Source organism: Amphritea sp. GJ51-11 (assembly GCF_055808735.1).
In genome coordinates this window covers 1,222,054-1,239,551 of the sequence record NZ_CM147881.1, presented here as the reverse complement: position 1 = coordinate 1,239,551, position 17,498 = coordinate 1,222,054, and the positions used below count along the sequence as shown (strand labels likewise).

Here is a 17,498-nt window from a genome sequence, read left to right as displayed (position 1 = left end):
GGTAGCCCTTGGACCCTCTCTACCTGAAGAGTACCGTCAAAGTGCTAGGTCTTAATCCCCTCCGGTTTCGGGGTAGCCCTTGGACAGTTCGCAGCACAAAACATCATCCACCAAAAGGTCTTAATCCCCTCCGGTTTCGGGGTAGCCCTTGGACCTGGGGATGCATTGACATGCTCAAAGAATTTAAGTCTTAATCCCCTCCGGTTTCGGGGTAGCCCTTGGACGTATCATCATGTTCCTGGAAGGACTAACTGCAATGTCTTAATCCCCTCCGGTTTCGGGGTAGCCCTTGGACAAACTTTGTGCCATATGTAGGGGCAACGCCTTCCGTCTTAATCCCCTCCGGTTTCGGGGTAGCCCTTGGACGCGAAATATTGCCAAACACTACCGCCGCAAACCGTCTTAATCCCCTCCGGTTTCGGGGTAGCCCTTGGACGTATTTGATGTTCGGCTCATGGCCGTCGTACTTGCGTCTTAATCCCCTCCGGTTTCGGGGTAGCCCTTGGACCGAATTGACCCGATAGCCGACCGAGATCACCGGGTCTTAATCCCCTCCGGTTTCGGGGTAGCCCTTGGACAACTGGGAGAGTAACAATGAGCTTACTAAACAGTCTTAATCCCCTCCGGTTTCGGGGTAGCCCTTGGACACCGACCGAGCGAATCCCAGAAGAACCGCAACGTCTTAATCCCCTCCGGTTTCGGGGTAGCCCTTGGACACTGAGGATTAGTGGTAGGCTTGTTATTGGAGTCTTAATCCCCTCCGGTTTCGGGGTAGCCCTTGGACACCGAGATATGTGTGAAACGGCGCGTAGAGCTTGGTCTTAATCCCCTCCGGTTTCGGGGTAGCCCTTGGACACACAAGAGGTAGGCTACACAATCCACGGTGTATGTCTTAATCCCCTCCGGTTTCGGGGTAGCCCTTGGACAATATTCGAACAGTTGCCAGTAAATGGGAAAAAGTCTTAATCCCCTCCGGTTTCGGGGTAGCCCTTGGACTTCCAGCAAGAATACTCACGGGAGGTTCCCAGAGTCTTAATCCCCTCCGGTTTCGGGGTAGCCCTTGGACATGAAAAGATACAGAAGACCAAAGGTTGCTGAGTCTTAATCCCCTCCGGTTTCGGGGTAGCCCTTGGACAGAAACGTGGAAGGACAAACAAACCGGTCAGCCGCGTCTTAATCCCCTCCGGTTTCGGGGTAGCCCTTGGACGATAGATACGGCTGCGTGGGATGATATTAGCGTCTTAATCCCCTCCGGTTTCGGGGTAGCCCTTGGACGATAGATACGGCTGCGTGGGATGATATTAGCGTCTTAATCCCCTCCGGTTTCGGGGTAGCCCTTGGACTGCTACAACCAGCCCGTCAACAAGGGTATCGGGTCTTAATCCCCTCCGGTTTCGGGGTAGCCCTTGGACCCAATCAGGAAGCCACGGGCCTGCATATCACGTCTTAATCCCCTCCGGTTTCGGGGTAGCCCTTGGACTCCAAGGAAAAATAATCACTCATTCTTTCAATCACTTGCAGCACTGTTTTTGCTGGTTGTTTTTTAATCAAAAAGTTGGCTAATAAACAACCAGCTGTTTCTAGACGCTCTATTATCATCCGCTTAAATTCTGCCTGACATATCCCGCTGACGCAAGAGAGACTACAATTAAGAAGTCGCGAAATACTCAATCTTTATCTTCCGAATAAAAAAGCACAAAATGTTACCTTTTTTGATGTTTTTCACCACTAAACAGACTCGTAGAAGCTGATGCGCCCCGCTTCCGCAACATAAATATGGAACACCTCAATTTATTGTTTAGGTATGGGAAATGAAGCCTGGCTGGCCGTTTTTGCGAGCCGGTGAGACTGTCATTTCTTCAGGTCACTTTAATTTATTAATTAACGCCTGCTGGCTTTTTATTTTTGACTGGTTCGTTTCATCTCATTTTTTAATTGAACCATTTCTGCCTTCAATAATTCATGCTGAATTTTTAGCTCCTGACAACTTGTTAAATGCTCAAGCTTAAGTTGTTCAATTAAGACTTGCCGTTCTTTTATTTCTACCAGGTGCCTCTCCTCACCTACGGCAATCTCTTTTGATTTATCACTTAATAGTTTTCGCTGTTTTTTAAGCTGTTGTTCAAAATCCTTTCTTTGTGTCTCGATCTTTTCACTCATGCCTTATAGTTGATCACGAAGCACTTCAACCTGATCTGTTAGTTTATCTTGTTGTGCTAAGAGCCTTTTATTCTCACTCTTTTCATGCTCGTGTAGGTCTTCGAATTTTTCCAGCTGACTAACTCTCGCTATGCGACTCGTAAGCGATTCATTTAATGTCCGACACTCTTTAGCAGATTGATCCAACTCGGTCTTTAATTGAGTTTCACGGGCTTCATACCCATTTCTAAGCTGGGTCTGTTCAGACATTAATGAGTCCAAACGTTGACTGGCTGCTGCACGAGAAGCTTCATTGCTCTTAATCGTTTCCTGAAGCTGTGCTTGTATATCACGAACACTCTCCTGAGACATAACTAAGCGTGAGCCTAGATCCGCAGACAATGCCTTCTCATTTTTTAAAAGAGCCTTCATTTTATCAAGCTCCCCTACTAACTTATCATTTTTCAAGGAAATCTTAGCTATTTCTTCCTGTGCTTCTGCTTCACGCTCTAAAGTATTATATTCAACTTTTAACGCTTCATCCATTCTATCTTGCGCTACTTTATTAGCCGATTCTAAAGACATCACCCATAACTTCTGAACCATTTCATATAATTCATCAGGGATCCCTGGCCGAGTATCATTTAATTCAAGTTCATTGGAAATATCCAACCAAAATTCGTCAAAAGCTAGGCTAATTGTGGTATTACTTGAATTTCTATTAAGCTCTTTTTTTACATTATTTTGAGAAGGTCTTATGTCTTTTTTCAATAAATTCCTTGCTACAATTTTAATTTCATCTCGAGAAGAAAGCCCTTCATATTCCATAACTATCATCCTACATATATATACACCTTTATTATTTACAAACACAATAATAAATTCAAAATAATAATATGCAAGAAAAAATTTAAAAATATAAAAATATAAAAAATATAACAAATATAACAAAAATCTAGCAATATATTTATATCATTACTAATAAAAACCATAACCACTTATTAAAAATATTATAAAAACATACCTTAATAATTTATAAAACCATCAAAAATATATCATCCATAATTCATCATAAACTATGATAATTCAATTAATAATCGAAGGACAAATTATCATTTAACATCATACACATGTATATCACTGCAGTGTTATTTAACATCAAGTACAGTGTTAAATAACACTCAAGCCTAAGACTTTCAACATAAAAACAGACCTTCATGCGAAAATCCGGCTACTAATAAGTCTTAACTAGTGGGAATATAAATTATCACTAGTTAAGAAATCAATTGCATATTCACTCAAAAAACCACACAAACGAAAGGCTGCTGATAAGGATAAATGAGTTTTTGACGACATACTTGCAAGCCATCACGAATCCGATAGTCACGAATAACATCCTACACGGGTACACATGTAGGATGTTAAAATACTTAATATGCAGTGTTATTTGAAATCATAGCCGTGTTTTTTAACACTATAATGGTTGTTTTATTAAATCATTAGGATTCGATATCAGAGGAAGTTAACGACCAACCAACAACGTGCTAACCTACAGGAATCGTAGAAGCCTACCGCCTTCACACTTACCGCATCTACTGTGAGCTAGTATTGAAAAAGAGTGTCGCCTCGTTGAAGGCTTAAGCCTGCACCATTAAAGCAACCATTGCGTTTAAATCAAGTATGGTCAATCGATTTTGCGTATTTCGGAGCATTCCGAACAGCCATTTCGGTATGATCCGAACACCTATTTCGGTTTAATCCGAACGCACATTCCGCGATTATCCGAACACTTTTAAGCGAACTCCGAAATCAGCGTTCGGAATAGCGAAAACCGCGTTCGGAATGCCCGAAATCCTTCCTTTTTCTCTTTTAAATCAATAGCTCGCTATTCTTTACTTCTTAAAAAAGAACGTAAGGAAGCGACAATGGCTAAAAAGAGAACTCCAATGAACAAAATCAAAGAGGTATTACGCCTTAAGTACGAGTGTGGGTTGTCCTACCGTAGTATTGCCAGTTGTCTCAATGTCAGTCTTGCAACAGTCTCAGAACTTGTCGCTCGCTTTAAGCAAAGTCAGATAGGCTGGCCTCTCCCAGAAGGTTGCAGTGATACAGACCTTACTAAAGCTCTTTATCATTCGAAGAAAGCCAGTCGACACAAGGTCATGCCAGACTTCGCTCAGTACGCTGTCGAACTCAAGCGTAAAGGCATGACAAAGATGTTGTTGTGGCAGGAATACCATGAGCAATATCAAGAACAGGCTTACGCTTACACTCAGTTCTGCGAGCACTTCACTCGCTGGTTCAAAACCCAAAAGCGCAGCATGCGTCAGCTCCATGTTGCAGGTGACAAGCTGTTTATCGATTACTGTGGGCCTCGGCTTCAAGTCGTCAACCCTGATACAGGTGAAGTGCGCGAAGCCGAAGTATTCGTAGCGACCTTAGGCGCGTCAAATTACACCTATGTTGAAGCCTTCCCTAGTCAAGGTAAGTCTTACTGGTTAGAGGCGCATGCGAATGTGTTCGAACACTTCGGCGGTGTACCACAGCTCTTGGTTCCCGATAACCTGCGTAGCGCGGTCACCAAAGCTAATCGCTATGAGCCAAGACTTAATGACAGCTATCAAAAACTGGCAAATCACTATCAAACTGCTGTGATGCCTGCTCGCCCCTACAAACCGAAAGACAAAGCCAAGGCAGAGAATGCCGTGCTCCTAGTGGAACGTTGGATCATGATGCGGCTACGACACCAAACCTTCCATACCTTCAAAGAGATGAACTTGGCCATCCGTGAGCTTATGAATGACTTAAATCAACGTGAGATGAAACAGTATGGTGCAAGTCGTAAAGCGCTGTTCGACAAACTCGATAAACCTGCATTGAAGCCACTGCCTAAGCAGCGATACCTATATACCGAAACCAAACGAGCCAAAGTGGGGCCTGATTATCACATCGAATATCGCCGCCATTACTACTCGGTTCCTCATCAGCTTGTTGGCCATCATGTCGAACTGGAAGCTTCCAACCGTTTGGTGCAAATCTACCATCAAGGTAACTTGGTCGCTCAGCACCCACGTAGCCAAAGGGAGCACGGAAACAGCACTCAACCAGAGCACATGCCGAGTCATCATCAACATCAAAAGTGGTCGCCTGGACGCTTACTCAACTGGGGAGCCAATATCGGCCCAGCCACACGAGAAGTTGTCAATAAGATGCTTAACTCCAAGCCTCATCCAGAGCAGTCTTATCGTTCTTGTCTGGGGTTACTCAACCTAAGCAAAGCCCATGGTGAATCGCGCCTAGAGCAAGCCTGTAAAGATGCACTGATGCTGACAAAACCCAATTACACCTTCGTCAACAATCTACTCAAGAACAATCGTGAAGGGCAACTGAGTAAAGACAAAGCGAATACGCCGAACCTTGTTCACAGCAATGTTCGAGGCCCGACCTGTTATCACTAGGAGAAAAGATATGAACGCACTTAATGATCAACTCAAAAGCCTCCGCTTGAGCCATGCGGCGAAAGCGTTAGAGCAGCAACAAGAGCAACTGACCACTTACGCAGAGCTGAACTTCGAGGAGCGGTTAAGCTTGCTTCTGGAAAGCGAGATCTTGAACCGTAATCAGAGCAAAATACAACGCTTAAAACGACAAGCTAAGCTGAGAGTGGATGCGCAACCGAGTCAACTCATCTACAAGGAGGGACGAAACCTCAATCGCAAACAGATGAGCGAACTTCTGACGGGGAGTTATCTGCACAAGCACCAGAATATCTTGATTACAGGCCCAACAGGTGCAGGAAAAACCTATCTTGGTTGCGCTCTGGCAACCAGCGCCTGCGACCAACAGCAAACCGTCAGATACTACCGCTTAACTCGCTTGCTTGATGATCTGACCGCAGGTCGTCTGGATGGTAGCTATCAAAAGCAACTTCAGTCTCTCGCTAAAAAAGCCCTGCTTATCCTAGACGACTGGGGGATGGAAAAACTGACTCAAGAGCATGCTGGTCACTTGTTAGAAGTGCTTGAAGACCGCTACCAAAACAGCAGCACAATCGTCATCAGTCAGTTACCTGTCAAGGAGTGGCACAACATGATCGGCAACGCCACCGTCGCAGACGCTCTAATGGATCGTCTAGTTCACAATAGTCATCGAATAGAACTGGGAGGAGAGTCAATGAGAAAACTGGCGCAATCCGAACACTTAGAGTAAAAATAGGGAAAGAGAAAAAGTGCTGGTTCAGGTGTTCGGAATAAACCGAAACAAGCGTTCGCAATCACCGAAATACGCAATTTCATGCACGCTCAATTATCTGACGGCAGTAACCACCACCTATTTAATGTTATTGATTATAAACGAGAGGGCTTAGCTATTGACGCAAGCTTTTCACTACCCTCAATACAAGTTATACGGTCAGCATAATCAGCTGATTGAATGGCCTGGTAAGCCGTTAGGCATCCGTTGCGATAATGGCCATGTGTTTATTAGTCTTAAATTTACCATCTGGGCACGAAAGAACAGAATACGTATTAAATATATACAGCCAAACAACCCTCAACAAAAAGCCTAGATTGAGCGCCATAATCGCACGATCAGGTACAGCCGGGTGAGCAAATACCTCTTCGAAACACTGGATGCAACAAGCTAGCTATGATTTTACAAAAATGAACAACCATATAACACCCCGTCTAGCTTAACTTCAACTTTAAGTACCTGCTAAAAAGAGAGAGTTACCATCACCTTTGCACCCATTGTTAGCTAGAATAAAATTTGCCTTAGATGTCTCTATCAACGACCTGGCTAAAACGGGTTTTCAGGAACAACAAGACCAGAAGCATCTTCATTATTGTCTGAAAGCTCATCAAGCATATGATCAATCAGGCACAATGGGTTCCATGCAGACTCTGTTAACCATTTTTTAATTATCTTAAGACCACCATTTGAGTACTTTTCAAATAAATCAATAACCTCTCCAATTTTTTCCTCCCGTATATAATCCATATCTTTGTGATCTAACAATGAGAACATAAAAATCACATTATGTTGATCAACCCTAGACCCCATACGGTTCCCCCCACCACTAAAGGTATGGAGCGTTATTCCTGTATTCTCTTTGGAATCAACATCTTCACAGATATTAAAACGCTTACCAACCATTGCAGCAAAAACTATTAAATCTTTAATATCATTGAATATTTTCTTATCAGTATTTTGAGAACCCTCTAACCCGCCATACACCAATAGATCTACAACATCTTTATATTTATTGTTACGACGAACATTTTTATTTAACAACTCACGAGACAGACTCATACTACCACCTCCTGAATCAACGTTCGGTCAACCTCACAACCATAACGACTGACTATATGCTCTACACCAGATATATTAATTTTATCAATTTCTTTACTATCTTGCTCTGATGATTCCTCAAGAATCAAAACATACTCTTTACCTATCTTAGACCTGATTTCTTTATCCATATCGTCTGTCCATTGACTCGATGATACAAAGAATACTACTTGCCTTGCGTATGATGGTAGTAGTTTAACAACCACATTTCGGTATTTTGTATCCAAGACACCAAACGGTGCATCAATAACTAAAGGAGCAACAGTGGCTGTATTTAAAATAGGATCATTAACTCTTTTTCGCTCAGAAGCGAAATGAATAAGCGAAGAAGTAATAGTCAAATTTAACAACAAGTTTAAACCATCCCCTTGACCTACAGAATGATCATGTTTATCTAATAAAAAGAAGCGAAAGCCTGACTCAGAGACTTTTATCTTAAAGTCATGTCTCGAGAAAAGTTCCAAAGTTTTATTAACCTCAGATAAAACATGGAGACGAACATTACTTTCTGTTCTATCAAGATAATTGATCAAATAGTTTCTTATATCCACCAAAAAATCTTTCTTATTATTTAGTGAAAGAAGTAAATCACCAGAGCTTTCTAAGCCTTTTAGGTCTTTTTCGTCTTTGGTAATATCCTTTTTAAGAGACTCAATATCAGATTTATAATTACCAAGAGCTTGGTTTTGTAAAGATATATCTACCCGTAGTGATTCTTTTAACTTTTGAAGACGCTTAATTTCTTCCTCGGGAATCTGAAGTATCTGCTCATTCAAAGATTTTAAGCGGAGCTCAACAGCCTCAATCTCATCAGCAACATCAGAGGAATCTGTATTGATTCTGGAGATATCTTCAAACGCTAACGAATATAGAGTATTTACATCTTGCACTTGCGCTCTAATACCTGTGAGCCTCTGTAGCAAAGCAGGATTCGCAGCTTTATCCAACATTGAAACGATCAAATTATATCCATCAGAACCACTTTCTAAACAAGCCCCGCAGATACAAGTACCTTGGTTTAAAATATCTTCGATGAAAGTCTTATTATAAGGCTCAGGTAATTTACCTTTTAGCTGAGATTCATCAATAAAATCTTGAGATGTATTAACAAAATCGTACCCAAAAACGGCCCAACCATATTTCGCAATAGATTTATATTTTTGTTTTCTCAAATTATCAAATTTTAATTTAAGCTTCTTAAGAAGAGCCCCCTTTTCAGACTCTTCACGCCTTAACTGCTGAAGAGAAGTATTATTTATCTTTTCAAGATCTTCTTCAGCCTGCTCAAGCTCTGACTCCAAAGAAGGTATTCTTTCTTCCACCTGCCCCATAAGCTTTTTAGTTCGCTCAAGCTGCTGTGTATTTTTCAAAATTCTTTCGTTTATTTTTGTAGACTCCCCAGAATTATCTTGGCTAGCAATTTCTCTACTCACCGCATTAATCATTTTTTTCAATGATTCAGACAACATTTCTGCCACTTTAAAACCCATGATATCCCTGATGGATCGAGCTAGGTTACCTGAATTATTACCTGTATCTACAGCATTACTACCTTCACCCTGAAAAAAGAAATAATCACCCATTTCTTTAGGCAACATACTATTTATCACAAGCTCAGGTTCTGGTAATGCTGACGTTAAAACTTGATCTAGGTACTCATAAACTTTTACTTCTGTTCCTCTCTTCCCCTGCTCAAATCTTCTCTTAAGAAGAAATTCGCGCCCATCCTCTTCAAATTCAACTTGCACAGAACAAGAACTTCTACCCTCTCTTAGAGCTGTTGAATTAATTAAGTCAGATGGATTTCTAAAATTGTTAGTAAAAGTACCAAAGAATGCCCATTTAATAGCATTAAGCAAGGCTGTTTTACCGACCCCATTTTCTCCTCTGATCACGGTAACATTAAGATCGGGGTCACAAGAAAATTCAATGATATTTTCTTTATAATATTGTCTAAAATTAAATATTTTAATCTTACGAATAAGCATGTTAATCCCTTTTATATGCCTTAAGCCCTGACAAAATTATCTCTTCCTGCTTCTTATTTTTATTCCTAAGGTTTCCGTAAAGAGCCTGCTTTTCAATTTCTAATAACTGAGACAAGGCTCTAGTAACCTCACCTTCATTGAAATTCTTCTCTTGCTCATCCTTAATTGACTCAAGTTCTTTTAAAACTGACTCTACAGAGTTAGTCATTTATATCTCCCTATAGCTAATTCCGAAATCGGAGAGAATATTATCAACCTCATATTCTAATTCATTCCGATTAAAGGCTAAACGCACAAAATCCATAACGCGAGTGAACTCTTTTTTCACTAAGTTAATACATGATGAATCTTGACAAAATAATTCATGAGGAAGCACAACAAAATCATAAATTTCAGCAAACTCTTTACCAGGAGCCTTCCGTAAAATACGTCCTCTCCGTTGAACAAACTGTCTTTCATTTCGGCTACTAGCAAGAATAAAAGCCCTTTTACACTGAGGTATATCAATTCCCTCATCGAGAACTCTCATAGATACAAGACCGTCTATACCTCCACTAGTAAAATCATCCATTATCAACCTACGATCATTGGAGTTTTCTAGAGAAGTAAATTTTGATACTGCCCATCCATTATTCCTAATGACCGTTGCAAGTTCTTCAAGCTGAGATATTTCATCCTCGTTCCCTGCCGCAGAATCACTATTAGAAGACCCTTCTCCTACATAGAAAAGCGTATGCGATTTATCTTCAAAAATATTATTAGATAGAAGACGATCCAAAGCATTTGTTTTATCACTAGCGCTTGAAATAATTTTATTTCTTTTTCTTATCGCATTAGAAAGTGCTGTATTATTTTTAGATCTATCTATGTGCATCAAGCGGGCAATTTCTTTCGATAACTCTATATAATCCTCAGACTCATCATATGAAAGTCTAACTGGAATAATTTTATAAATATATTGGGTCAATATACCTTCAGACAAGGCATCGTTGAGTGTATATTCTGCTACTACATTCTCAAAATATGATAAAAGTAATTGTTTTTCTTCACTTTCACTTTCATCAAACTCATCATTTTCTATGAAAGGTGTTGCCGATAGTCCAATTCTAAACTTACAATTCGGTAACGAGTCTATTAAATTTTTATTTGCTAGTCGATGACATTCATCGCCAATAAACAAGATACTGCTCGGATCTAATCGACTTATGGATTTTTGGAATTGCTCACCGGAAAGAGTTCTATTCACTACCACAACTGAAGCAAATTCAATATCCCTACTTTTTAACCGATTTATAGCCTCATTTAAACGACTAGACCAATCTGAATTACCAGTGAAGCACTTAATAGGTTTCATGCCAAAAAGCCCTAACTCTTTTACCCACTGCTCTGCTAAAGCTACATAAGGCACTGAAATAATGAGGAGCATTGTTCTAGGAGCATTCGCCATTTCAAATAATTTTGATGCGCCATACATCGCTGTAATTGTTTTTCCAGCTCCAGTAGCTAATCGAAAAATACCTCTTACCCCATGAGCATACCAAGACCTCAGAGCTTCTACTTGATGATCAAATAACTTAAACTCTCTACCGCCTAAGGAACTAGGAATTATGGGATAACCTCGGTCTCTAGAAAAATACAACTTTTCCATTAACTGTATTTCATCGACTTTTAAGTCCTTCAAACTCTCAGATTCAGTTCTGTATTTTTTAATGATTGCCTCATACATTTCCGAGGGCATTGGTATAGTAATTATATTTTTCTCGCTTCCTTGCCAAAGTTGCTCAAATCCATTTTCAAATTCTGTAGCATATTCTTGGTAAATCTCTGCATTCCAGCTTTTATATACAGTAATAGACTCAAAATTCAAATCAGGATGTATGGCATTTGTTGTCTCATTGGCTGAGCCATGAAAAAGAACTTTATTATTGTGGGAGTCAGTTATCACTCCAATTTTTTCGTGGTACATTCCTCGACGCTTTAGCGCGAACTTCATCTCCAACCGTTTAGTAGCAACTAACAATGTAAAAATACGCAGGCGCTGTTTCTCAATCTCACTAGAGCATGTAGTACTAATTTTTTCTAACTCTCGAGAAAGAGTTGAGCCTATAAGCTTTAATTCTTCACCATTTTTCAAAGCTTCAAACTCATCATCATCCAGGGGATAACCAACGACAAGCCGCATTTTTCCTTGATTAATTATCAGTGAAGAAAGACCCTTAAGCGCATACGCAATGAGGCTCGTAGAGAAATACCCAACAGCTCGATCATACTTGACAGCTGTTTGCAGCACAGGAAGGTAAAAATCAGCAAGTAAATCATCCTTGCCACTCCTATATACTGACTTAAGAGGTAAGTCCTTCAATGATGTCATAATCCTCCCCAAGCTGACTTTTCAGCTAGAAATATATGGCTAGTTTTCCATAGGAAGACAATGCTGGCGATACATGAGAGAAAGATCCGGCAGCCTCTCTCCTCAGAATAATTAGAACGCTGAAAATCCATAAAAGTCCATGCTAAAAAGGCTCCATCTCTAAACTTCATGTTCAAAGAACTATCCACTTGCCATCCGGCAGGCATATAATCTATAAAAGATACTAAACAATCAGCTATGAGCCAACCCTAAACATGGCGATCGACAATAAAAAATTCAAAATCCTAGTTTCTGACATTGCTTGCGCTAAGAAGCTGCCTGACGCTAAATATTTACATCGGGACTCTTTGACTGTACAGTCTTCTGCTCTTCATTCATTTCTAACCCTGATCGCTAACGCACTGAAAATAGAAAATAATTCATGGAATATAGTCAAGCTATCCATAAAAGAATTCAAAGTTTCATATCTAAGCTATCCTTCCTTTGACACAGAATCATATCCCGATCTCCAAAGAAGTATCACTGTAGACCTTAGTAGGCTATCTTCAAAGCTCACAGACTATTCTTGCTCGTCTAACCCGCCCATACTTCACAGAAAAGAACTATTCATACTTCCATCAGATAGTAGATTTCAAGAATTTAAAGAAATAACTGAAGAAGGCGTTGCTGCTGGGCTATATGAAAATCCACATAAAATAGGTTTCAAGGAAACCTGGGAAAGACTGATAGCACAAAAAGGGTACACATTAGTAGATGGTAGATTAGTCCGCTCTAGCTCCATATGTACAGAGAAAGGCGGTGATCAAATAGATAGACACCGAACAGCCATCACTAGATACGAGCTATCTACACCGTTTAAATGCCTAGCTAAACACGGCTATCTCGAGGGCAGTTATTCAATATTTGATTATGGTTGCGGCAGAGGAGATGACCTTAGAGAACTAGAAGCTCATGGCCTCAACGCATGCGGCTGGGATCCTAATTTTAGGCCTGATGCAGACCTAATTGAAGCTGACATAGTTAACTTAGGATTTGTAATCAATGTTATTGAAGACCTTGACGAACGCATTGAAGCAGTACAACGGTCGTTTTTTCTCACAAATAAAATACTTGTCATATCGGCGATGATCGCTGGTGACGCTACTATTTCAAAATTCAAACCGTACAAAGATGGCGTATTAACCTCCCGAAACACTTTTCAAAAGTACTTTAGTCAAGCCGAACTCCAAGGTTTCATAGAAAGAACCCTCGATGAAGATGCCATAGCAGCCTCCCCTGGAGTCTTTTATGTCTTCAAAGACAAGCTGCTTGAGCAAGAATTTCTCTCTAATAGACAGCGCCGTAAACAACAATGGAACCACCTTACTAGCGGTACATCAAGACAAAGCGCATCCTCTGAATTACTATTTATAAAACACAAAGAGATCTTAGACGAATTCTGGCAAAGGTGTCTCGAGCTTGGCAGGCTACCTTCAAATAATGAATTTCATAAATCCAAGGAACTCCTCGAAGCTTTAGGATCTCACCAGAAAGCATTTAGAATTCTAAAGGAACAGGCCAATACCGCAGATTTTCAGACAGCCCAACAATTAAGGAAGGAGGATCTGCTAGTCTATTTTGCATTAGGGCTATTCGATAAGAGAAAGACTTACAAGGAGATGCCTGAATCCCTTAAACTAGACATCAAAGTCTTTTTCGACAAATATCAGCATGCAATTGAAGAAGCCAGAGAGTTATTATTTAGTGTTTCCGATACAAACCTAATCCACTCACTATGTAACCAAGCTCATGAACTACTGCCATCAAGCCACTTAAACCCTGGACACTCCCTTATTATTCATGAAAAATTTGTTAGCTCACTACCTGCTGTACTGAGGGTTTATGTCGGATGTGCTGCACAATTATTTGGTGACATAGAGGATATCGATTTAGTAAAGATTCACACCACTTCAGGAAAAGTATCCTTTATGAATTATGAAGAATTTGATACTTCACCGCTACCTCTCCTGAAAGAACGAATTAAGGTCAAGTTGAGAGATCAAGATATAGACTTTTTCGACTATGTTGATAGATATACGCCACCTCCGCTATATTGGAAAGGTCGCTATACTGACAAGACCTTTTCCGATCATAACAAACAGATTTCTTTCGACAAGAGATTATCTAAATTTTCCTTCATCGACGTAACCAAAGAGTTTGGGCCTAGCAGATCAGAACTTGATCAGCTTCTTGCCTCTGAAGGTTTCAAAATAAAAGGCTATCGCTTTTACAAAATATAACCTCATAACCCGAACCACTCGTGTTAATATTCATTAACCTTCAAATTAAGAAGCTCATCAACCATGATTTATCTTGACTACGCTGCAGCCACGCCCGTTCCTAAAGAAGTAATGGACAAGATGATACCAATATTCTGTAATGAATTTGGCAACCCTTCTTCTTCGCATCATCAAGGTCGATCTGTAGCAGCAGAAGTAGAAAAAGCGCGAGAGATAATCGCAGATAAGATAGGGGCTTACCCAAGCGAAATTATATTTACTAGCGGAGCTTCAGAAGCAAACAACCTTGCTATCAAAGGGCTCGCTTTATCGAATAAGGCCAAGGGTAAACATATCATAACCTCGTCGATAGAACACAAATGTATTCTATCAATATGTCATTACCTTGAAAAAGAAGGCTTCGACATTACTTATATAGAACCTAACCCCCTCGGGGAAATTTCCGCTAACTCAATAGCTGACGCAATACGAGAAGACACCATTCTCGTTTCAGTTCAGCACGTTAATAACGAACTAGGTACTATTCAACCAATTGCTGAAATTGGTGCTCTTTGCTTTGACAAGGGCATCCCATTTCACACGGATGCCGCCCAATCATTCTGCAAACTAGATCTCGATGTAGATGATATGAATATTGACCTTCTCTCAATCTCTGCTCATAAATGCTACGGACCAAAAGGCATTGGTGCACTTTACATAAGAGATATCAGAGAGACTAAAATAACCCCTGTCATTCACGGGGCAGGTCAAGAGTTTGGGTTACGTGGTGGAACCCTTGCAAGCCCTTTAATCATTGGTATGGGCGAAGCAATATTGAGATGCTCTCAATATATAGACCAAGAACGTATCCTCTCTATACGAAATCTATTTATAGAGAAACTAGAACAACACTGCAGCTTTTCAATCAACGGAGGTGAGTCAACAATTCCGAATATTCTTAATATCACAATTAAGGATTTAAACCTTCAATCTTTAAAAGATGACCCTGAATTAGCGATATCCCAAGGTTCAGCCTGCTCTTCTATGAACGTAGAGATTTCTCATGTACTACAGGCTATAGGGCTGAGCTTTGAAGAAGGAGAAAAGACACTAAGGATTAGCTTTGGAGGCCCGCTGACTATACTCAAGGCAGTAGAAGCAGTAAATGAATTAGCTAAGCATATAATCAGAAAATAACTACCTATCAAGGAACGTCTAGATGGCTATAACCAACAAGGAAGAACAACTTCGTGTAATTTATTCAAAAATCGAAAGCAAACAAAGCCTTCTACCAAAATTTCAAAGAGGGTTTGTGTGGCCTAAAGAAAAGCAGCAAAAATTAATAGCCTCCTTTATAGCTGACCTCCCTTTTGGAAGTCTCTTATATTTGGAAGGAAAGAAAAATGATTTTGTTGCTAGAGAACTATGCTTTCCTGATACGACTGAACAAACTCAAGAAAACTGCTTCTTCATTCTAGATGGGCAACAGCGGCTATCAACTCTTAGAAGTGTATTCTACGATTTATTTGAAGAAGGTGACTGGAAAGAAGTACGGCATAGACTCCACTCTGGTCTAAGAAGGCGCTGGTTTCTTCGGGTTAGACCTGATGTTGAAGAAGAGGATATTTTTGGTTTTAACTCGCTAACTGTTAGTAACTTGAGAAAACTTACCGATGTCGATATTGAGGATTTTATCGAAAGTAAGGAAATCCTAAAAACAAAGGGTCATGATAAGGTATTCCACCCAAGCTTTTCGCCTAAAGACGAACACGGTCAACTGCATTCTGCTCATTTCAGAAGATTACTCATCGCTAAAGAGCTTAGTTCATTAGGCTTAATCCCTTTGTATGAAGTCAATAAAGGTGAAGATGGGTTACATAAAAGTGTAATTTCAAAAATGGCCGATAGTAAAGCTGAAGAACTTCGGGCCTCTCTTGCCGATATGGGTTATCCTGATCAAGAAATTCTAAACCTCTTTAAAGACATTCGCGAGATATCTTCAATTGAGGACGTTGTAGAATTAAAACGGGCATGTCTTCTCAGCAAGAGTGATCTTGAAACTGAATTAACGCCATATTTCAGCGACCTCAAAAGCAAATGGGCCATCAAGCTGACGGAAAATATCAATAGCCTTATTGAAAAAAACATACCTATTATCGAACTTACTTCTGACGAAACTTCAAGGGCAGTCGCAATTTTTGAAGCGATTAATAGAGGAGGTGTTCAACTTTCAGTCTTCGACCTTATCGTTGCTAAATCTACAACCGCTGAAGTCGCTGAAGGATCAAGAACAGACCTAATCACTTGCGCAAATGACATTTTGGACTCAAAAATTGATTTGCCAAATCACATTTCAGCTGATATAAATCAATCGACATGGCAACCATCACTTCTGAACACATTAGATGGGAAAGAGCCCACCAAGCAAGTAAAAGAATGGTTTGTAAATATACTTTCTATACTAGCCGAGAAAGTAAGCGGAAACTTTAATTATAAAGTTGAACACATCAAAAAATCACACATATTGAGCATATCAGGTGGGACTATAAATGAGCTCACAGCTGATACTTTCAACGCAATTTCTAGGGCGTTAGCATTTCTCAACATTAAATGCGGAGTAATAAATACTGAAAGTATCCTTTATAAGCTTACAGTTGTTGTAATTGCTAACATTTTCTCAGACGACTCTAATTGGGAAAGCCCTGAAGTTTGGAAAAAAGTTGAGTATTGGTATTGGACTTCAATGTTTTCGGGACGCTACACTTATCGCCAAAATGAAACATGCATTGAAGACATCAAAAAGCTTGATTACTTATTAGCAACCAATGGAGCAAGCCCTTTCCCGTCTTCCACATCTAAAGTACTCAACACTGACTCCTTTACAACAAAAGATATCCTTCTAAGAGAAGATGATACTCCTGATGAGATTGGTTCCGTTAAAAAGATCATTAACCAATTTATATTAAGCCGAAAGCCTCATAACTTTAGTGCTATTCCAGAAAGATTGATTCCATGGAAAATAATAGAAGATGGCACAAAGATAGAAATACATCATATCGCCCCTTTGACTCCAGCGACAACATTAAGTCAATCAACTAAAGAAATAAGAAGAAACTCTAAACACATACTCAACAGTGCCCTTAATTTAACCCCAATAACCAAAAAAGCAAATCAAGAAATCAAAGATAGATCGGTCTCTGATTATTTACAACAGCTTGATCAGTTGACGATCAACGACCATCTAATTCCTACTGATATAGTAAGCTTGTCAAACGGAGACCCACACAAGCAGCTACTAGAAAAGAGATATGACATGCTTAAACAAGCGATCCTCACCCACCTAAGCAGTTTAATTTAGATGATGATAGAAGGCACAGGGCACAGATACCACTC

At 40.1% G+C, this 17,498-nt stretch carries 11 protein-coding genes, 1 pseudogene and 1 CRISPR repeat array (1 of these 13 running past the window's edge); of the genes and pseudogenes, 6 read left to right on the top strand and 6 right to left on the bottom strand.

Annotation, left to right across the window (positions count from 1 at the left end; genetic code table 11):
* A CRISPR array of direct repeats spans nt 1-1,480; the repeat unit is 37 nt; unit sequence GTCTTAATCCCCTCCGGTTTCGGGGTAGCCCTTGGAC (it extends 92 nt beyond the left edge of the window).
* A 419-nt stretch (nt 1,481-1,899) separates the two neighbouring features.
* Both AC0L4K_RS05380 and AC0L4K_RS05375 read right to left on the bottom strand, forming a co-directional pair.
* Entirely contained in the window at nt 1,900-2,160 is a 261-nt protein-coding gene (locus AC0L4K_RS05380) for a hypothetical protein (RefSeq protein ID WP_473268489.1), read from the bottom strand.
* Between the two features lie 3 nt (nt 2,161-2,163).
* Nucleotides 2,164-2,967: a DNA-binding protein gene (locus AC0L4K_RS05375; RefSeq protein ID WP_473268488.1), complete on the bottom strand. Its 804-nt coding sequence runs from the start codon at nt 2,965-2,967 to the stop codon at nt 2,164-2,166.
* 1,097 nt (nt 2,968-4,064) lie between these two features.
* Here AC0L4K_RS05375 and istA point away from each other — a divergent pair.
* The 3 genes and pseudogenes from istA to AC0L4K_RS05360 form a co-directional block, all read left to right on the top strand.
* Nucleotides 4,065-5,597 (top strand): IS21 family transposase, encoded by a 1,533-nt coding sequence (gene istA, locus AC0L4K_RS05370; protein ID WP_473268487.1) that lies wholly within the window; start codon nt 4,065-4,067, stop codon nt 5,595-5,597.
* Nucleotides 5,598-5,607: 10 nt separating this feature from the next.
* The gene (istB, locus tag AC0L4K_RS05365) at nt 5,608-6,348 is read left to right on the top strand and encodes an IS21-like element ISVch3 family helper ATPase IstB (protein WP_473267100.1); all 741 of its coding nucleotides are present in this window, start codon (nt 5,608-5,610) and stop codon (nt 6,346-6,348) included.
* A gap of 78 nt (nt 6,349-6,426) precedes the next feature.
* Nucleotides 6,427-6,772: pseudogene (locus AC0L4K_RS05360) on the top strand (integrase core domain-containing protein); the annotation flags it as partial.
* A gap of 164 nt (nt 6,773-6,936) precedes the next feature.
* Here AC0L4K_RS05360 and AC0L4K_RS05355 read toward each other — a convergent pair.
* The 4 genes from AC0L4K_RS05355 to AC0L4K_RS05340 are packed head-to-tail and all read right to left on the bottom strand — an operon-like array spanning nt 6,937 to nt 11,847.
* Entirely contained in the window at nt 6,937-7,449 is a 513-nt protein-coding gene (locus tag AC0L4K_RS05355) for a hypothetical protein (protein ID WP_473268486.1), read from the bottom strand.
* On the bottom strand, nt 7,446-9,476 hold the full coding sequence (locus AC0L4K_RS05350) for an AAA family ATPase (RefSeq protein WP_473268485.1): 2,031 nt from the start codon (nt 9,474-9,476) through the stop codon (nt 7,446-7,448). Before AC0L4K_RS05350 ends, AC0L4K_RS05355 begins: the two co-directional genes overlap by 4 nt.
* 1 nt (nt 9,477) lies before the next feature.
* The gene (locus tag AC0L4K_RS05345) at nt 9,478-9,684 is read right to left on the bottom strand and encodes a hypothetical protein (protein ID WP_473268484.1); all 207 of its coding nucleotides are present in this window, start codon (nt 9,682-9,684) and stop codon (nt 9,478-9,480) included.
* Entirely contained in the window at nt 9,685-11,847 is a 2,163-nt protein-coding gene (locus AC0L4K_RS05340) for a DEAD/DEAH box helicase family protein (protein ID WP_473268483.1), read from the bottom strand.
* Between the two features lie 254 nt (nt 11,848-12,101).
* Between AC0L4K_RS05340 and AC0L4K_RS05335 the strand changes: the two genes are divergently transcribed.
* The 3 genes from AC0L4K_RS05335 to AC0L4K_RS05325 all read left to right on the top strand — a co-directional run bounded on the left by AC0L4K_RS05335 (nt 12,102) and on the right by AC0L4K_RS05325 (nt 17,463).
* Nucleotides 12,102-14,126 carry a DNA phosphorothioation-associated putative methyltransferase gene (locus AC0L4K_RS05335; RefSeq protein WP_473268482.1) on the top strand — a complete coding sequence of 675 codons (2,025 nt, stop codon included), beginning with the start codon at nt 12,102-12,104 and terminating at the stop codon, nt 14,124-14,126.
* A gap of 63 nt (nt 14,127-14,189) precedes the next feature.
* Entirely contained in the window at nt 14,190-15,302 is a 1,113-nt protein-coding gene (locus AC0L4K_RS05330) for a cysteine desulfurase family protein (protein WP_473268481.1), read from the top strand.
* 22 nt (nt 15,303-15,324) lie between these two features.
* Nucleotides 15,325-17,463, top strand: coding sequence for a DUF262 domain-containing protein (locus tag AC0L4K_RS05325; RefSeq protein ID WP_473268480.1), 2,139 nt, complete (start codon nt 15,325-15,327; stop codon nt 17,461-17,463).
* Nucleotides 17,464-17,498 lie beyond the last annotated feature (35 nt).

Excerpts from the sequence above, each read along its gene's own strand:
- AC0L4K_RS05325 (WP_473268480.1), top strand. The coding sequence starts at position 15,325 with ATGGCTATAACCAACAAGGAAGAACAACTTCGTGTAATTTATTCAAAA.
- AC0L4K_RS05335 (WP_473268482.1), top strand. The coding sequence starts at position 12,102 with ATGGCGATCGACAATAAAAAATTCAAAATCCTAGTTTCTGACATTGCT.
- istA (WP_473268487.1), top strand. The coding sequence starts at position 4,065 with ATGGCTAAAAAGAGAACTCCAATGAACAAAATCAAAGAGGTATTACGC.
- AC0L4K_RS05330 (WP_473268481.1), top strand. The coding sequence starts at position 14,190 with ATGATTTATCTTGACTACGCTGCAGCCACGCCCGTTCCTAAAGAAGTA.
- AC0L4K_RS05375 (WP_473268488.1), bottom strand. The coding sequence starts at position 2,967 with ATGGAATATGAAGGGCTTTCTTCTCGAGATGAAATTAAAATTGTAGCA.
- AC0L4K_RS05355 (WP_473268486.1), bottom strand. The coding sequence starts at position 7,449 with ATGAGTCTGTCTCGTGAGTTGTTAAATAAAAATGTTCGTCGTAACAAT.
- AC0L4K_RS05350 (WP_473268485.1), bottom strand. The coding sequence starts at position 9,476 with ATGCTTATTCGTAAGATTAAAATATTTAATTTTAGACAATATTATAAA.
- AC0L4K_RS05345 (WP_473268484.1), bottom strand. The coding sequence starts at position 9,684 with ATGACTAACTCTGTAGAGTCAGTTTTAAAAGAACTTGAGTCAATTAAG.
- istB (WP_473267100.1), top strand. The coding sequence starts at position 5,608 with ATGAACGCACTTAATGATCAACTCAAAAGCCTCCGCTTGAGCCATGCG.
- AC0L4K_RS05380 (WP_473268489.1), bottom strand. The coding sequence starts at position 2,160 with ATGAGTGAAAAGATCGAGACACAAAGAAAGGATTTTGAACAACAGCTT.
- AC0L4K_RS05340 (WP_473268483.1), bottom strand. The coding sequence starts at position 11,847 with ATGACATCATTGAAGGACTTACCTCTTAAGTCAGTATATAGGAGTGGC.